Consider the following 17,479-nt stretch of genomic DNA (forward strand, 5'->3'; position numbering starts at 1 on the left):
GTGAACGGGGAGGGTTTCCCGGGTGTCTCGGACATGGACAACCTGTCGAGCGGGAATCCGCCGACCGCACCATTTCCCTATGGTTCTCACCGGTCGCGCGTCGTTCGCCCAGGAACGGCTGTACTTTCTCAACGAGCTGCAACCCGGCAACCCGGCGTATGTGGTGGCCTTCGCCCTGCGCGTCGACGGTGACCTGCGGGTCGACGCGCTGACCGACGCGCTGCGCGCCGTCGTCGCGAGGCACGACTCGCTGCGCACGACCTACCACGTGGTCGACGGCGTGCTGGAGCAGCACATCCACCCGACCGCGGAGCCGGAGATCACCGTCGAGTCCGCGGCGTGGGCGGACCCGGTCAGCCAGGGACAGCAGCTCACCGAGCTGGTCGCGACCGCGGCGAAGGTGCCGTTCGCGCTGGACTCGGGACCGCTGGTGCGCGTGTGGGTCCGGTCGTGGGGGCCGGACCAGCACGGGCTCGTGGTCCTGCTGCACCACATCGCCTGCGACGGCTGGTCGGTCGGCCTGCTGCTGAAGGACCTGGCCGCGGAGTACAACGGCACCGAGCACGCGGGCCCGGCGCCCGCCTACCTGGACTACGCGCGCGCCCAGCGTGCCGAGTGGACGGACAACGCGGCGGGGCTGGGCTTCTGGCGCGGCGAACTCGACGGCGCGCCCACGCTGGCCATGCCGACCGACTTTCCCCGCCCGCGGGTGCTGAGCTGCCAGGGCGCGGTCGTGCGCAGGCCGCTCGACCAGGACTTGGTCGACGAGCTGACCGGCTGGGCCAAGCGGAACGGGACGACGCTGTTCACCGTGAGCCTGGCCGCGTACGCGGCGGTGCTCGCCCGGTACACCGGCCAGGACGACATCGTGGTGGGCGTCCCGGTGGCCAACCGGATGGAGGAGGGCGAGGAGTCGCTCGTCGGCTGCCTGGTGAACACCCTGCCGATCCGGGTGGACCTGTCCGGTGACCCGACGTTCGCCGAGCTGGTCAGCCGGGTGCGGATGGCCTCGCTGTCGGCGTTCTCGTGGCAGAGCGTGCCGTTCGAGCAGATCGTGCATGTGGCGGCCAGCGAGCGCGAGCTCAGCCACGCGCCACTGTTCCAGACCGCGCTGACGGTGCAGAACTTCCCGTTCGCGTTCCCCGAACTGGTCGGGCTGAAGCTGACCGAGGTCGACGTCGAGATCGACGCGGCCAAGTTCGACATCGGGGTCACCCTCGACGTCTCGACCGACATCCCGTTCCTGCGCGCCGAGTTCAGCACCGAGCTGTTCGAGGAGGCGACGGCGGCGGCGCTGCTCGACCACTACCTGACCTTCCTGACCTCCATTGTGGACTCCGCCGGCGAGCCGGACATGCTCGGCGCGCGGGAGCGCGCCCGGCTCGTCGGCGGGGCCGGGTTCGACACCGGCCACCCGTCGGTGCTGCGGCGGTTCCTCGACCAGGTCGAGGCCGCCCCGGACGCGGTCGCCATCCGGCACCGGGGCCGCGACCTCGGCTACGCCGCGCTCGACCAGTGGTCCGACCGGGTCGCCGCCGGGCTCGCCGCGGCCGGGGTGGCCAAGGGCGATCGGGTGAGCCTGCTGCTGCGCCGCTCCCCCGCCGTCGTCGCGGCGATTCTGGGGATCTGGAAGGCGGGCGCCGCCTACGTCCCGCTCGACCCGGAGTACCCGCGCCACCGGCTGGACCTCATCGCGGGCAGCGCGTCGACGCCGGTGACGGTCGCCGAGCCCGACACCCTCGACTTGGCCGCGGAACTCGTGGCGGGCGGCACGGTCGTCGACGTGTTCGCCGCGGACGGCCCGGTCGTGCCCCGGCTCGTCCCGGACGGCGACGACCTCGCGTATGTGATCTACACGTCCGGCTCGACGGGCGTCCCGAAGGGCGTCATGGTCGGCCACGCCGGGCTGAACGCGCTGTTCGCGCCGACCCCGGCCGGGCTGGACACCTCGGCGGACGACGTGTGGCTGTGCGCGCACTCGTTCTCGTTCGACTTCTCCGTCTGGGAGGTCTGGGGCGCGCTGACCACCGGCGCCCGGCTGGTGGTCGCGGACCAGGCCGACCTGGTCGACCCGGCTCGCCTGGCCCGGCTGGTGCGCGACGAGAACGTGTCGATGCTCAGCCAGACCCCGGGCTCGCTCTACCGGGTGCTGCCGCCCTACCTCGACCTGGTCGATGAGGGCACGTCCGCGCTGCGGCACGTGGTCCTGGGCGGGGAGGCGCTGAGCTGGTCGCGGGTGGCGGCGCTGACCGCCGCGACGCCGTGGCTGCCCACGGTGTTCGTCAACATGTACGGGATCACCGAGGGCACGATCCATGTCACGATCGTCTCGGTGCCCACCGCCGACCTCGGGTCCGTGCGGGAGGGGAACATCGGCGTCGCGCTGCCGTCGGGCCGGTGCTACGTCCTCGACGAGCGGCGCAGGCCCGTGGGGATCACGGTGCCCGGAGAGCTCTACATCGGCGGTCCGCTGGTGGCCAAGGGCTATCTGGACAACCCCGGTCTGACCGCTGAGCGGTTCCTGCCGAATCCGTTCGGCGACGGCGTGATCTACAAGACCGGCGACGTGGTCAAGTGGAGCCCGGACGGCACCCTGGTCTACCTGGGCCGCAACGACAGCCAGGTCCAGGTGCGCGGCCACCGGGTGGAGTGCGGCGAGGTCGAACGGGCCTTCCTGAGCCACCCTGCGGTCGAGTCGTGCGCGGTGGCCGCCGACGGCGACGAGCTGGCCGCGTTCGTCTGCGGCGCGCTGGACCAGGACGCCGAGCGGGACCTGCGCGCCCACGCCCGGGGCGTCCTGCCCGGGTACATGGTGCCGACCCGGATCGTGGTGGTCGCGGCGATCCCGCTGACCCAGCACGGCAAGGTCGACACCCGCCGCCTGCTCAGCGAGAACACCGCCGCGGTCGCCGCGCCCGCGCCGCTCAAGGGCTCCTCGCTGGAAGAGCGGATCCGCCGGATCTGGATGGACGTGCTGTCCACTTCGGACGTCGGGCTGCACGACAACTTCTTCGACCTGGGCGGGCACAGCTTCGCCCTGATCACCATGCACGAGCGGATGGCCGCCGACGGTCTGGCGATCTCGGTGACCGACCTGTTCCGGTCGGGCACCGTCGCCGCCTGCGCCGCCCACTTCCGGCCCGCCGCGCCCGCACTGCCGGAGGCGCGGGTCGAGGAGCGCCGGGCGGGACGACTGCAACTGGCCGAGCGACGCAAGCGAAAGGGAGGTGGCGACCGTGGCTGACGACAGCGAAGCGGGCCGGATCGCGATCGTCGGGATGGCGGTCCGGGTGCCCGGGGCGAACCGGGACCTTGACCTGTTCTGGCGCAACATCAGGGACGGTGTCGACTCGATCAGCTTCTTCGAGCGCGACGAGCTGCTCGGCTGGGGTGTCCCGGCCGAGCTGGTCGACCAGCCCAACTTCGTGCCCGCGCGCGGCGTGCTGTCCGACGCCGACCGGTTCGACGGGCGGCTGTTCAGCTACTCGCCGCAGGACAGCGCGCTCATGGACCCGCAGCAGCGGGTGCTGCTGGAGTGCGCGTGGAGCGCGCTGGAGCACGCCGGGCTCTCCCCCATCGCCCAGGACGGCAACCGGACGGGCGTCTACGTGGGCACGGGCATGAACGTGTACCTGCTGGACAACCTTTGGCCCAACGAGCGCGCGCTGAAGGCCGCGGGCGGGCTGCAGCTGGTGATCTCCAGCGACAAGGACTTCGCCGCCACCCGCATCGGCTACAAGCTGAACCTGCAGGGTCCGGCGCTGACGCTGCAGACCGCGTGCTCGACCTCGCTGGTCGCGGTGCACCTGGCCTGTCAGAGCCTGCTCACCTACGACGCGGACATCGCGCTAGCGGGCGGGGCGACGATCGCGCCGCCGACGCGGCGCGGGCACCTGCACGAGCCGGGCGGGATCTTCTCCCCCGACGGCCGCTGCCGCACGTTCGACAGCCAGGCCGCGGGCACCGTCCCCGCTGACGGCGCGGGCATGGTCGTGCTGAAGCGGCTGGAGGACGCCCTGCGCGACCACGACACGATCTACGCCGTCATCGCCGGTTCGGCGGTCAACAACGACGGCGCCCGCAAGGCCGGGTTCACCGCGCCCGGTCCGTCCGGGCAGGCCGCGGTGATCGCCGCGGCGCTGGAGGTCGCCGACGTCGACCCGGACACGATCGGGCTGATCGAGACCCACGGCACCGGCACCGCGCTGGGTGACCCGATCGAGGTCGCCGCGCTGCGGCAGGTGTTCGACACCGGCAGGCCCGACCGGGCGCCGTGCGCGCTGACCGCGCTGAAGTCGATCGTCGGGCACCTCGACACGGCCGCGGGGGTGGTCGGCGTGATCAAGACCGCGCTCGCCCTGCGCCACCGCACGATCCCGCCGGTCGCGCACTTCGACACCGCGAACCCCGCGCTCGGCCTGGCCGACTCGGTCTTCTCCGTGCCGACCGAAGCCCGGCCGTGGGAGCCGATCGACGGCGTGCGGCGGGCGGGGATCAGCGCGTTCGGCATCGGCGGCACCAACGCCCACGTGGTGATGGAGGAAGCGCCGACGCGTGGACCTGGCAGGCGCAGGCGCGTGGCCGAGCTGATCCTGGTGTCGGCCAAGACCGAGCCCGCGGCCCGCGAGAGCCTGGCGCGCGTCGCGGCGTTCGTCGACGACGCCACCCAGCCTGAGCTGGCCGACATCGCCTACACGCTGCGCACCGGCCGCGCCGAGCTGCCGTTCCGCGCCGCCTACGTCACCGGCCAGGACCCGCTGCGGGTCCCGGTGCGGGCCGGGATCACCGAGGGCAACGGCGTCGTGTTCGCCATGACCGGCGAGGGCGAGCTGACTGGCAACCGGCCGAACTACGACGGCGACCCGGTGTACCGCGACGTCATCGACACCGGCGTCGGCGCGCTGCGGGCCAGCGGCGTCGAACTCGACGAGGAGGAGCGCAGGCGGGTCGAGCGGTTCCTGGCGTCGACCGCCCTCGCCGCCGCCCTGCGCGGCCGAGGCGTGTCCCCGGACGCGCTGCTCGGCACCGGCGTCGGTGCCGCCGCCGCGGCCTGCGCCGCGGGTGTACTGACCGTCCCGGAAGGTCTCGGACTGGTCACCGGGTCACTCCCCGACGCTCGGATCACGCCGCGGGCGCCCCGCGTCCCGCTGTACTCGCCCACCGGTCAGGAACTGACCGAGGCCGAGGCGACCGATCTCGACCGGGTGCGCGCACTGCTCCACCTGCCCGCGGACCCGGCGCTCGCAGAGACCGTCGAGCAGCTCAAGCCCGCGGCCTGGATCGAGATCGGCACCGCGGTGACCGCGCACCTGCCGAGCGGGATCGCGGCCACCCCGACCGACCGGCACGCCCGGCTGCTCACCGCCGTCGGCGCGCTGTGGGAGCTGGGACTCGGGGGCCCGTGGGCCGCGGTCCACGACCTCTCCCGGGGCCGGGTGCCGGTCCCGACCTACCCGTTCGCGGCGACGCGTCACTACATCGACGCGCCCGCCGCGACAACAGCACAGACCACCACCAAGACAGTGAGGCAAGGCTGATGCAGGACACCAAGAGCAAGACCTGGGAAGCGGAGTTCGAGCAGCTCTGGATGGAGGTGCTCGGCGTGGACGAGGTCGATGAGAACGACGACTTCTTCGACTTCGGCGGCCACTCGCTGAGCGCGCTGCGGCTGAGCACGCTGATCCGCCAGGAACTCAACCTCGCGGTGATGTTCGGCCACGTGCTGGAGAACCCGCGCTACGCCGACCTGCGGGAGATCGCCCGCACCGCCCCGCAGGACCAGCCCGCGGCCGAGACGAAAGCGGTGTCCTAGTCCCCATGTCGATCGCACCCGTGGCCGATCCGGTCACCTACAGAGCCGACGACCTCGCGGCGTGGCTGCCGCTGGTCGCCGAAGTCCTCGCGATGGCCGAGGACGACGTGGCCGCCGCCGTGCGCACCGAGTCGTTCGTGGCGCTGGGCGGCACGTCGCTGCAGGCCATCGGCCTCGTCGCGGCGGGCCAGCGGCGGCTGGGCCGCGACGCCGACATCGCCAGGGTGCTTTCGGCCGACCCGCTCGCCGACGCGCTGGCCGACGCGGCCGTGTTCGTCGACACCGCGCCCCTGCCCGCCGACCCGGACCGCGGGCCGAGCCACCGCGCGCTGCTGCCGGGGCAGAAGGCGATGCTGGCCGCGCACGTGCTCGGCCAGGATCTGCCGTACCACCTCATGTTCACCCTGGAGTCCGCCGCGCCGCTGGACCTCGGCCGGGTGCGGGCCGCGCTGACCGCGCTGGCCGCCCGGCACGAGTCGCTGCGCACGATGTTCACCCGCACTCCCCAAGGCGTGGACCGGGTCGTGCTGCCCGCGCCGCACCAGCCGCGGCTGCTGCTGCAGACCCTGCCCGCGGGCGGCGACCCGGTACGCACCGTGCACGAGCTCTACGGCCGCGACAGCGCCGCGCTGCTGCACCCGTTCGACCAGCCGCCGGTCGTGTTCGTCCACACCACGGCGGGCGACCGCGGCCTGCTGACCGTCCTGGTGCACCACGTGCTCATCGACGGCTGGGGCATCGGCGTGCTGTGGCGCGACTTCGTCGAGCTGTACGCGGGCGTCGACAAGCCCCCGGCCGCGTCGCCGGAGTGGATCGCCACCCGGCTCGCCGCGGTGACCGCGTCCGGCGCGCTGGACTCGGCGATGTCGAGGGTCGCCGCCCGGATCGACGGCGCGCCGCCGGTGATCACCCTGCCGACGGACCTCCCGCCGGTCGCGGAGTCCGACGGCCGGGGCGCGCGGCTGGTGTTCACCCTGTCCGCCGAGGCCACGGCCGCGGCCGAGACGCTGGCCCGGCGCGGGCAGGCGACCGTGACGTCGGTGCTGATGGCGGCGTGGGCGCTCGCGGTCGCGCGGCGGGCCGGGATCGACGACCTCGTGCTCGGCGTTCCCGCCTCCGGGCGGTTCGAGGCGGGCATGGCGGACATCGTCGGCCTGTGCACCCGGGTCGTGCCGGTGCGCTGCCGCACCACCGACGACCTCACCGCGGGGACCTACGTCCAGGCGGCCGCCGCGGCCGTCGCCGCCGCGATCGCCGACTCGGACCTGCCGTTCGAGAACGTGGTCAGTGGCCTGGAGCTCACCGGCGAGCTCGGCCGCAACCCGCTGGCCCAGGTCGGTTTCGCCGCCCACCACGAACTCGTGCCCGAGGTCCTCGCCGCGGGTGGCGGCACCTGGCACGTCCACGAAGGCCACTGCCACGGCAGCGTGTTCGACGCGCTGCTCTACCTGCAGTCCTGGTCGGCCGAGCCCCGGCTGGCCCTGGAATACGCGACCTCCGTGGTGACCGCGGCGGACGCGGGTGAACTCGTCGAGTCGTTCCAGGCGGTCCTCACCGACTTGGCCCGCGACCCCGCGGCCCGGCTCGGCGCGATCACCGGTCTGTCCTCCGGCCAGGCCCGGCGCCTGCGCGTGCTGGGCGCGGGCGGCTCGTTCGAGACCGCCGACGACCTGTGGAGCGCGTTCGCGCGGCACGCCGAGTCCACTCCGGACGCCCCGGCGGTGACCGACGGGGGCCGCACCCTGACCTACCGGGACCTGCACGACCGCGCCACCGCGCAAGCCGCGCTGCTGCACGAGTGCGGTGTCGGCCCGGGCGACCGCGTGCTCCTCGAGGTGACCCGCTCCGCCGCCGAGGCCGTCGCCGTCCTGGCGATCCTGCGGCTGGGCGCGGCCTACGTCGCGGTGGACAAGTCGGCCACCGCGCAGTGGCGGGCCCACCTGGCTGAGGCGACCGCGCCCCGCGCCAGGGTCGGCGATGTCGCCGCGGCCCCCGAGTTCGCCGGGATAGCCGAGTGCGCGCTGGTCGACCTCGACGCGCGCGGCGCCGACGACCTGCCGCACCCGATCGCCGATCCGGGCCGCGCCGCGTACGTCTCGTTCACCTCGGGCTCGACCGGCGTGCCCAAGGGTGTCGTCGTCCCGCACCGCGCGGTGCTCCGGCTGGCCGCCGACCCGGCGATGATCGCCGACGCGGCCGGATCGCGGATGCTGCGGCTGGCCCCGCTGGCGTTCGACGCGTCCACTTTGGAGCTGCTGGTCCCCCTCGCCGCGGGCAACGCGGTGACGGTGTACCCGGCGGGGGACCCCACGCCGAAGGACCTGACCGAGTTCCTGCGCACCGCGCCGGTGACCCACGCGTGGCTCACGTCCGGCTTCTTCCACCTCGTCGCCGACCACCGCCCCGACGCGCTGCGCGGCCTGCGGCAGGTCTTCACCGGCGGCGGCGTGGTCTCCCCCGCTCATGTGCGGCGGGTCCTGGAGCACTGCCCCGGACTTCGGATCACCAATGGCTACGGGCCGACGGAGAACACGACCTTCACCACCACGTTCCCGATCGACTCCGCCGCCGAGGTGCTCGATCCGCTGCCCATCGGCGGTCCCGTGCGCGGCACCGACCTCTACGTCGTCGACCCGGCGGGCAGGCTCGTCCCACCCGGCGCGATCGGCGAGCTGCTGGCGGGCGGCGAGGGCCTCGCGGACGGCTATCTGCGCGACCCGGACCGCACCGCGGCCTCCTTCACCTCCCACGCCACGCTCGGCAGGCGGGTCTACCGAACCGGCGACCTGGTCCGCTGGGGCACCGACGGGCGGCTGCGGTTCCTCGGCCGCAACGACCGGCAGGTCAAGATCGCCGGACACCGGGTGGAACTGGTCGACGTCGAACGGCGGATCAAGGACCAGCCCGGCGTGCTCGACGCCGTGGTGTTCCTCGCCGACGCGGGCACGACCGCGGCCCGGCTGTGCGCCGCGGTCAAGGCCGCCGCCGACGCGGACCCGTTGGCCGCCGCCCGCCAGGCCGTCGAGCCCGACCTCGCGCCCTACGCCCGGCCGCAGCGGTGGTTCACCGTCGCGGAATTCCCCCTGGACCGCAACGGAAAGGTCGACCTGCGCGCACTGAGCGCGATCACCACCGGACCGTCCACAGTGGAGCAAGCCGAGCCCGACCGGCCCGCGGCGGTCGACATGGAGGACCTGGTGACCGCGGCGTGGACCGAGGCGCTCGGCACCGACGACTTCGACCTCGACGAGGCGTTCTTCGACGTCGGCGGCGACAGCCTGAGCCTGGCCGTGGCCCGCAAGCTGATCCAGCGCGGCCTCGGCGGACGGCCGCTGCCGCTCACCGACCTGTACCGATTCCCGACCGTGCGGGCGCTGGCCAAGCACCTGCACCTGCAGACCGCTGGGGTGACCGCATGAAGCACGACATCGCGATCGTCGGGATGGCGGGCCGCTTCCCCGGCGCGGCCAACGTCGACGAGTTCTGGTCGGCCATCGCCGCCGGGCGCGTCACGATCGCCGAGCTGACCCGCGGCGAGCTGATCGCCGCGGGCGTGGCGGAGAGCCAGCTCGACGATCCGGCCTACGTCCCCGCCCGGGGAACCGTGGCCGACCCGGACCTGTTCGACGCGGAGTTCTTCGGCATCACGCCGAGGGAGGCCGCGATCATGGACCCGCAGCACCGGCTGCTGCTCCAGACCGCGTGGGAGGCGCTTGAGTCGGGCAACCTCGCCGGGGAGGAGCCCTTCGGCCGGGTGGGCGTGTTCGCGGGCGCGGGCTTCAACTACTACCTGCTCAACCATGTGCTCGCGCAGCCAGGACTGGTCGACACCCACGGCCTGCTCTCGGTCGTGCTCGGCAACGAGAAGGACCACCTGGCGGCGAAGGTCGCCTACCGGCTCAACCTCGGCGGCCCGGCGGTCACCGTGCAGACAGCGTGCTCGACGTCGCTGGTCGCGGTGCACCTGGCCTGCCAGAGCCTGCGCACGGGCGACTCCGACGTCGCGCTGGCGGGCGGGGCGTGTGTCGCGGTGCCGCAGCAGGCCGGGTACCTCTACGAGCCCAAGGGGATCACCTCCCCCGACGGCGCGTGCAGGCCGTTCGACGCCGACGCCAACGGCACCGTGCCCGGCAACGGCGTGGCCATGGTCGTGCTCAAACGTCTCGAAGACGCCGTCCGCGACGGTGACACGGTCCACGCGGTGATCAAGGGCTCGGCGATCAACAACGACGGCGGGGCCAAGGTCGGCTACACCGCGCCGGGCATCACCGGCCAGATCGACGTGCTGACCCGCGCCTACCTGGACGCGGGCGTCGAGCCGGGCACCATCGGCTACCTCGAAGCACACGGCACGGCCACGGAGATGGGCGACGCGATCGAACTGTCCGCGCTCAGCGAGGTGTTCGCCGGTGCCGAGCAGCCCTGTCTCCTCGGCTCGGTCAAGGCCAACATCGGCCACCTGGACGCGGCCGCGGGCGTGTCCGGCCTGATCAAGGCCGCGCTGGCGCTGCGCCACCGGCAGCTCCCGCCGCTGGCCGGGCTCAAGCAGGCCCGCCCGGAACTGCTCGACGGGTCGACGCCGTTCACCGTCGACGCGGTCGGCCGCGACTGGAAGGTCGCCGACGGCGGCGTGCGCCGGGCGGCGGTCAGCTCGTTCGGGCTCGGCGGCACCAACGCCCATGTGGTGCTGGAAGAGCACGTACCCGCCCCAGCGCCCGAGCGGGCCGACGAACCGCAAGAGGCCCTGCTGACCCTGTCGGCGCGCACTCCCGAGGCGCTGCGCGCGGCGGCCGACCGACTGGCCGAACACCTGTGTGTCCGGCCCGACCTCGATGTGCGCGACGTGGCCATGACGCTGCAGTCACACCGCAGGCACTTCACGCACCGGCTCGCCGTCACCGCCGCCGACGTTCCCGGCGCGCTGGACAAGCTGCGCGCGGCCAAAGGCCGCGAGCCGCTGCGGCGGGCCAAGATCGTGTTCCTGCTGCCCGGCCAGGGCGCGGAGTTCGCGGGCATGGCGAAGGGGCCGTACGAGCGCTACCCGTCGTTCCGTGCCGACATCGATCGCGGCGCGGAGTACCTGCGCGAGTCACTCGGGATCGACCTGCGCGACGTACTGGTCGGCGACGACCCGGAGAACCTGGTCCACCGCACCGACATCACCCAGCCCGCACTCGTCCTGCACGAGTACGCCCTGGGCAGGCTGCTGCTGTCGTGTGGCATCCGGCCCGCGGCCCTCATCGGCCACTCCGTCGGCGAGTACGCAGCGGCGTGCCTGGCTGACGAACTCGACCTAGAGGACGCCCTGCGGCTGGTCGTGGCCCGCGGCAGGCTCATGCAGCACGCGCCCGAGGGCGGCATGTCCGTGGTCATGGCGGGCGAGGCCGACGTCCAAGCGCACCTGGCCGAGTTCCCGGAACTCGACATCGCCGCGGTCAACGCGCCGGGGATCACCGTCGTGGCGGGTCCGGTCGACCCGCTGGACCGGCTGCGCGCCCGGCTGGACGCCGCGGGCGTCACCCACCGCACGATGCCCGCGAGCCGGGCGTTCCACTCGCGGATGATGGCTGACGCGGCCGACGAGCTCGGCCGGGTGGCCGCCGGGGTCACCCACCGGTCCCGGTCCTATGCCGTGATCAGCAGCGTCACCGGCAGGCTGATGCCGCGCGGACAGGTCCGCGAGGCCGCGTACTGGCCGGAGCAGCTGCGCAGCCCGGTGCGTTACCAGGACGCCGTCGCGACCGCGGGCGACCTGAACACCGTGGTGTTCGTCGAGGTCGGACCCGGCACCGCGCTGACGGGCATGACCAGGCAGATCCCCCAGGCCGAAGGCAAGACCGTCATCGCGACGCAGCCGCGGCGCACCGCCCGCGCGGGCGGCTGCGACGTGCTCACCACCGCCGGGGCGCTGTGGACGCTCGGGGTGGACGTGGACTGGCGGGCGACCCGGGCAGGCCGGGGGGCCGCCCGGGTCGCGCTGCCTACCTACCCCTTCGCCCGCACGCGGCACTGGCTCGACGCCGAGCCTGTCGCGGCGGCACCCGAGGCGCCCGCGCCGGTCGCCGACTCGGTTCTCGACCAGGTGCTGGAGCTGTGGCGGTCGCTGCTGGGCGGCACGGAGATCACCGCCGACACCGGCTTCTTCGAGGTGGGCGGCGAGTCGCTGCTGTTCATCCGGATGGTGTCGCAGGTGCGGCGCAAGTTCGGCGTGGCGGTCTCGATCGCCGACCTCAGCGCGGCCCCGACGCCACGCACGCTCGCGACGCTGATCCAGAACGGGGAAGGAGCATGACGGTGATCGACCAGAGGACCGCGGCGGCGGTGGCGGCCATGTTGGCCCACCGCCTGGAGCGGCTCGACACGGTGACGGTAGGGCTTCCCGACGGCGCGGTGCGCGTCTCCGTCGGGGCGGAAAGCACGCTGGAGTCCGTGGTCTGCCAGCTCGACGGGGTCCGCACCACGGACTCCCCCGATGTCGTGGTGACCGAGGGCGCCGACTTCGGGCCGTTCGGGCTCAGGTTCCGGTTCGACTGGGCGGGCGCGGCCCACACCCCGGAACGACTGCGGACAGTCGCCCAGGGGCTCGCCGACGGCCTGCCGCTGGGCAAGTGCGCGGTCGTCGGACCGGCCGAACGCCAGGTACTGCTGGGGTTCAACCCGGAGCCGACACCCGCGCCGCGGACACCCGTGCACGAGCTGATCTGCCGCCAGGCCCTGCGCACCCCGGACGTCGTGGCGTTGCGCGGCGGCGGCGTCGACCGGACGTACCAGCAGCTCCTCGACGAAGCCGCCCTCATCGCGGGCAGGCTTCGCGCCGAAGGTGTCAGGCCGGGCTCGGTGGTGGGCCTGTGCACCGAACGCAGCGCGGAAATGGTGGTCGCGGTCCTGGCCGTGCTGTTGGCGGGCGCGGCGTACCTGCCGCTGGACCCGACCCACCCCCGCGCCCGCCTCGACGGCATGCTCGACGCCGCCGACGCTGCCATGGTGCTGGTGAGCCCCGCCGCCGCGCCGGTGTTCGACGACAGCCCGGTCCCGGTTCGCGGCCTCGACGGCGGCGCCGCGGACGCGAACCCGGTGGCCTGGCGCGACTATGTCGCGCCGCCGGAGGTCGTCGACGGGCTGTCGTACATCATCTTCACGTCCGGTTCGACCGGACAGCCCAAGGGCGTGCAGATGACCCACCTCAGCCTGGCCAACCGCCTGGCCTGGACGCAGGCGGCCTACCAGCTGGGCACCGACGACGTCGTGCTGCAGAAGACGCCGTACACCTTCGACGTCTCGGTGTGGGAACTGCTGTGGGCCTTCACCTCGGGCGCGCGCCTGGTGGTCGCGCCCGCCGAGGCGCACCGCGACCCCCAAGAGCTGATGGAGATCATCGTCGCGGAGGGCGTGACCACCGTCCACTTCGTCCCGTCGATGCTCGCGCTGTTCGTGGCCGAGGACGGGGTGGACCGCTGCGACTCGCTGCGCCGGGTGATCTGCAGCGGTGAGGCGCTGCCGCCGAAGATCGTGAACAAGCTGACCGCGACGCTTCCCACGGTGGAGGTGCACAACCTGTACGGCCCCACCGAGGCCGCGATCGACGTGACCGCGTGGGCGTGCAGGCGCCCCGAGCCCGACAGCGGCGTCCCCATCGGCGCGCCGATCACCAACGTGCTGGCGCTCGTCCTCGACGAGGACGGCGACCTCGCTCCCCTTGGCACACCGGGCGAACTGGTACTCGGCGGCCACTGCCTCGCCCGCGGCTACGCCGCCCGCCCCGACCTCACCGCCGAACGATTCGTCCAGACCGCGGTCACCGGTCAGCCGCAACGGGTTTACCGAACCGGGGACCTGGTGTGGTGGTCGCCCGAAGGCCACCTCAACTACGTCGGCCGGATCGACACCCAGGTCAAGATCCGCGGCCAACGGGTCGAACTGAGCGAGATCGAGTCAGTGCTCAACGCCCACCCCCACGTCGCCAACTCGGTCGTCCTGCTCCGCACCGACCTGGGCGCGAACCCGACCCTGGTCGGCTACGTGGTGGCCGAACCGGGCGAACCCGCGACCGACGAGGCGCTGCGCACGCACCTGGGCGAACAGCTGCCGGACTACATGGTGCCCACGCGCTACGTCCGGCTCGCCGAGCTGCCCGCCACGGCCAATGGAAAGGTCGACCGCAGAGCACTTCCAGCGCCGCAGGCCCGTACCCGCCGCCCGCGGCAAGCCTGAATTCGCTCAGTCCCTGGGACCACCGGATGACTTTGACGTCGGGTAGGGGCCTTGGAAGGCCCCTACCCGACGTCGCAGACTGCTCTCTGTTCACGCTTACTGCTGGGCGCGAACGGTTTCACGGTCCTGGCTGGTCGCGATGGTCGCCGACGGTGCGGTGCGGGGCCAGGTCGAGGCGTACCGCAGGATGAGGACGAGAAGGATCACTTCCAGTACGACACCGAGGCCGTAGAAGTACGGCCAGGACCCGCCGACCATGTTGAATGCCGCGTAGGGGATCTGGATCGAGGCCACGATGAGGTTCGTGACGCGGTTCGCCCTGGCGGGCAGCGTCATCGACAGCACTACCATGAAGATCGGGATCGACATGAGCGTGAGGAACAGGACATACAGCGGCTGGCTGATGTCGAACTCGAAGACGACGCCCTTCAGGATGTCCGTGACGACGCCGGGTTTGAAGAAGGCGAGAATGTCCACATAGGCGTACAGGAACATGACGCCTGTCCACGCCGCGGCGAGCTTGGCTTTCACCGGGATCCGCGGGTCGTCCAGTGGCTGACGTGTGCTCATCATGGCTCCGTTGTCGTGGTGAGGATCGGTAGGTAAACGATCGCTGAGCCCGGCGGCGGGCACATCGGCGTCGAGGCCGGACCCACCTCGTTCGGTGGGAGGAGCGGCGTCTCGTTCTTTCGGTCGGTACCCGACGCCTCGGCGGTCCCTAGGCTGGGTGCGTGATTACCAACGCCCTGAACTCGCTGTGGGCCGAGCCCCGCGCCACCGACGCTCCCGAACGGGTGACGCGCGACTGGGTGCTGGTCGGGGTGTTGATGGTGACGGCGCTGCTCGAGGGAGTCCTCCGGGACGACGTCGCCTGGCGGCCGTTCGCGACGATCGTGGCGGTCGGACTCGCGCCGGTGCTGCTGTGGCGGCGCACCCATCCGTTGGCCTGTGTCTTGGTGGGCTTCGGCACCGCGACGGCGTTGGGACTGGCGAGCCTGCTGGGCGGGTCCCCGAGCATGGGTCTCGACACGATGATCTACATCCTGGTGCTCGTCTACGCGCTGGTCCGCTGGGGCTCCGGGCGCGAGATCGTGATCGGCCTGGCGGTGGTGGCGGTCGCCGCGGGAATCGGCATGGTCCCCGACTACGTCGGGCCTACCGAGGTCATCGGCGGGTTCGGCATCCTGGCGGCGGCCGCTGCGGGCGGCGCGGCGTTCCGCTACCGCGCCGAGAGCTGGCGTCGGGCGGTGGACCAGATCCGCACCCAGGAGCGGGTCGGCCTCGCACGCGAACTGCACGACATGGTCGCCCACCACGTCTCGGCGATCGCTGTGCGGGCGCAGGCGGGCCGGGTGGTGGCCGGGCAGCGACCTGAAGCGGCGCTCGAAGCGCTGGCGGTCATCGAAGGGGAAGCGTCGCGGACGCTCGCGGAGATGCGGGCGATGGTCCGGGTGCTGCGCGACGGAGCGCCCGCGGAGTACGCCCCCCAGCCCGGCGTCGCCGACCTGGCATCCCTCGCCCGCTGTGACCCGGTCCCGGTCGTCGACGTGGAGTTGCCAGAAGACCTGGACGAACTTCCGCTCCAGGTCGACACGGCGGTCTACCGGCTGGCGCAGGAGGCGCTGACCAACGCCCTGCGGCACGCCCGCAACGCCTCGCGGGTGGAGATCCGGGTCGTGGAGGGCGCGGGAAGCCTGCGCCTACGCGTGACCGACGACGGACAGATCGACCCGACACGGTCGGTGCACCACGGCTTCGGGCTGCTGGGGATGACCGAGCGCGTGCAGCTGCTCGGCGGCACGCTGCGTGCCGGGCCCGCGCCCGAGGGCGGATGGACGGTCGACGCCGAACTGCCGACTAAGCTACCCCGATGACGGTGCGCGTGCTGGTGGCCGACGACCAAGACCTGGTGCGCACCGGCCTGTCGATGATCCTTGACGCGCAGCCCGACATCGACGTCGTCGGCCAGGCCGCCGACGGCCACACCGCCGTCGAACTGGCGCGTCGGCTCCGCCCCGACGTGTGCCTGGTCGACATCCAGATGCCCGGGCTCGACGGCATCGAGGTGACCGAGCTCCTCGCCGGGCGGGACGTCCCGGACCCGATCGCGGTAGTGGTGATCACGACATTCGACCTCGACGAGTACATCCACGGCGCGCTCCGGGCAGGCGCCCGAGGCTTCCTGCTCAAGGACGCCGGGCCGGAGCTGCTCGTCCAGGCCGTCCACGCCGCCGCCGTCGGCGATGCGCTGATCGCGCCGAACGTCACCCGGCGACTGCTGGCCACCTTGGCCGCAAGGCAACCGACGAAGCGACGGACCCAGCCGATCGAGCCGCTCACCGAACGCGAGGAGGAGGTGCTGACGCTGGTCGCCCGCGGCCGCACCAACGCCGAGATCGCCGCCGAGCTGTTCATCGGCTTGACGACCGCCAAGACCCACGTCGCCAGCCTGCTGACCAAGATCGGCGCCCGAAACAGGGTCGAGATCGCGATGTGGGCCTACGACACCGGCCGGGTTGGGAACTGACCCGCACGATCATGGCTCCGCGTTCGGGACCGTCGCGATAGCGTGCGAAATCGGGACTTCGGCGGACGGCGGGGGTTGTTGTGGTGGTCGGAGTGATCGTGGTTGTCGCCGCGGTGGCCATGATCGGCTACCTGGCGATCATGGCGCCGTATCTAGTAGTGCAGTCGTTATGTGCGGTAAGTGTGGACGTGGTCGTGCCCGCGTACAACGAAGACCCCGCGGTGTTGGCGGCCTGCCTGGACTCGATCACGACCCAGGACCACCAGGGCGAGCTGACTCTCTGGGTCGTCGACGATGGGTCCACGCGGACTGAGGCTCTGCGGGCGGTGTAAGAGAAATACCGTCACCGTCCCGGCGTCCGCCTCATCGAGCTCGCGGCCAACCAGGGCATGCGTGCGGCTCGGGTGGCGGCCATCCGGCAGGGGCGCGGCGAGCTGATCGTGACAGTCGACTCGGACACCACCCTCGCCCCGGACGCTCTGCGCGTTCTCGTCGCCGCCATGCGGGATCCGGCCCTCGGGGCGGCGATTCGCAGCGATCGGCAAAGTGAGAGTCCGATGTGCACTGTTCTCGCCAAGCAGCGATAGCTCCGGCTGATCCGCGTCCGCCAGCGTCACGGTCACAACGTCGGAAATGCCACGCTGAACGGCCAGTTCGTCGCCGAGGCAGGTGAGAAAGACCCCAGTCCCCCGCTGGTGGCCTCGCCCGGCTTCGTCGGCGAACCCCACAGAGCGAACTGTATGACGGTTCGGGTCCGCGGGCGGTCCGGTCCAGCGATCGGCGGGTAATCGATGGACGCTCCATCGGTGGCTTCGACGATCTCCGGCAGGCTCACGCCTCGGCGGCCCGCGATCAGCGACCACGCAACGGTTTCGTAGTCGTCGGCCAGGAACTTCGGCGGTGCCAGCAGCTCGTCGCGCCCCACATTC

10 protein-coding genes and 1 pseudogene are annotated in these 17,479 nt (G+C 72.4%); 9 read left to right on the forward strand and 2 right to left on the reverse strand.

The features are described from left to right. The first annotated feature begins 79 nt into the window (after positions 1-79). Genes ACSHT8_RS05915 through ACSHT8_RS05940 form a run of 6 tightly spaced genes read left to right on the forward strand, consistent with a single transcriptional unit; the run spans position 80 to position 14,023 of the window. Positions 80-3,244, forward strand: a complete 3,165-nt coding sequence (locus tag ACSHT8_RS05915; protein WP_436498470.1) for a non-ribosomal peptide synthetase — start codon at positions 80-82, stop codon at positions 3,242-3,244. Next, entirely contained in the window at positions 3,237-5,537 is a 2,301-nt protein-coding gene (locus ACSHT8_RS05920) for a type I polyketide synthase (protein ID WP_436498471.1), read from the forward strand. The genes ACSHT8_RS05915 and ACSHT8_RS05920 overlap by 8 nt, the downstream gene beginning before the upstream one ends. Beyond that, a complete protein-coding gene (locus ACSHT8_RS05925) occupies positions 5,537-5,812 on the forward strand; it encodes a phosphopantetheine-binding protein (RefSeq protein WP_436498473.1) in 276 nt (91 codons plus the stop codon). Before ACSHT8_RS05920 ends, ACSHT8_RS05925 begins: the two co-directional genes overlap by 1 nt. Before the next feature lie 5 nt (positions 5,813-5,817). Next, positions 5,818-9,231: an amino acid adenylation domain-containing protein gene (locus ACSHT8_RS05930; protein WP_436498475.1), complete on the forward strand. Its 3,414-nt coding sequence runs from the start codon at positions 5,818-5,820 to the stop codon at positions 9,229-9,231. After that, the gene (locus ACSHT8_RS05935; RefSeq protein WP_436498477.1) at positions 9,228-12,104 is read left to right on the forward strand and encodes a type I polyketide synthase; all 2,877 of its coding nucleotides are present in this window, start codon (positions 9,228-9,230) and stop codon (positions 12,102-12,104) included. Before ACSHT8_RS05930 ends, ACSHT8_RS05935 begins: the two co-directional genes overlap by 4 nt. 2 nt (positions 12,105-12,106) lie before the next feature. After that, positions 12,107-14,023 carry an amino acid adenylation domain-containing protein gene (locus tag ACSHT8_RS05940; protein ID WP_436498479.1) on the forward strand — a complete coding sequence of 639 codons (1,917 nt, stop codon included), beginning with the start codon at positions 12,107-12,109 and terminating at the stop codon, positions 14,021-14,023. A gap of 96 nt (positions 14,024-14,119) precedes the next feature. On the opposite strand, the gene ACSHT8_RS05945 is transcribed toward ACSHT8_RS05940, so the two are convergent. Further along, positions 14,120-14,593: a DUF6326 family protein gene (locus ACSHT8_RS05945; RefSeq protein ID WP_436498481.1), complete on the reverse strand. Its 474-nt coding sequence runs from the start codon at positions 14,591-14,593 to the stop codon at positions 14,120-14,122. 161 nt (positions 14,594-14,754) lie between these two features. Between ACSHT8_RS05945 and ACSHT8_RS05950 the strand changes: the two genes are divergently transcribed. The 3 genes and pseudogenes from ACSHT8_RS05950 to ACSHT8_RS05960 all read left to right on the forward strand — a co-directional run bounded on the left by ACSHT8_RS05950 (position 14,755) and on the right by ACSHT8_RS05960 (position 17,137). Then, positions 14,755-15,897: a sensor histidine kinase gene (locus tag ACSHT8_RS05950; RefSeq protein WP_436498483.1), complete on the forward strand. Its 1,143-nt coding sequence runs from the start codon at positions 14,755-14,757 to the stop codon at positions 15,895-15,897. After that, entirely contained in the window at positions 15,894-16,550 is a 657-nt protein-coding gene (locus tag ACSHT8_RS05955) for a response regulator (RefSeq protein WP_436498485.1), read from the forward strand. The genes ACSHT8_RS05950 and ACSHT8_RS05955 overlap by 4 nt, the downstream gene beginning before the upstream one ends. A 140-nt stretch (positions 16,551-16,690) precedes the next feature. Next, positions 16,691-17,137, forward strand: a pseudogene (locus tag ACSHT8_RS05960) (glycosyltransferase). A gap of 32 nt (positions 17,138-17,169) precedes the next feature. Here the strand turns inward: ACSHT8_RS05960 and ACSHT8_RS05965 are convergent. Then, positions 17,170-17,475: a hypothetical protein gene (locus ACSHT8_RS05965; RefSeq protein ID WP_436498487.1), complete on the reverse strand. Its 306-nt coding sequence runs from the start codon at positions 17,473-17,475 to the stop codon at positions 17,170-17,172. Between the last annotated feature and the right edge of the window lie 4 nt (positions 17,476-17,479).

The sequence above is a fragment of the Actinokineospora sp. HUAS TT18 genome (assembly GCF_051364635.1).
In the GTDB taxonomy this organism is placed as follows: domain Bacteria; phylum Actinomycetota; class Actinomycetes; order Mycobacteriales; family Pseudonocardiaceae; genus Actinokineospora.

Coding starts and splice junctions, on each gene's coding strand:
- ACSHT8_RS05930 (WP_436498475.1), top strand. CDS start 5,818: ATGTCGATCGCACCCGTGGCCGATCCGGTCACCTACAGAGCCGACGAC.
- ACSHT8_RS05945 (WP_436498481.1), bottom strand. CDS start 14,593: ATGAGCACACGTCAGCCACTGGACGACCCGCGGATCCCGGTGAAAGCC.
- ACSHT8_RS05915 (WP_436498470.1), top strand. CDS start 80: ATGGTTCTCACCGGTCGCGCGTCGTTCGCCCAGGAACGGCTGTACTTT.
- ACSHT8_RS05955 (WP_436498485.1), top strand. CDS start 15,894: ATGACGGTGCGCGTGCTGGTGGCCGACGACCAAGACCTGGTGCGCACC.
- ACSHT8_RS05925 (WP_436498473.1), top strand. CDS start 5,537: ATGCAGGACACCAAGAGCAAGACCTGGGAAGCGGAGTTCGAGCAGCTC.
- ACSHT8_RS05935 (WP_436498477.1), top strand. CDS start 9,228: ATGAAGCACGACATCGCGATCGTCGGGATGGCGGGCCGCTTCCCCGGC.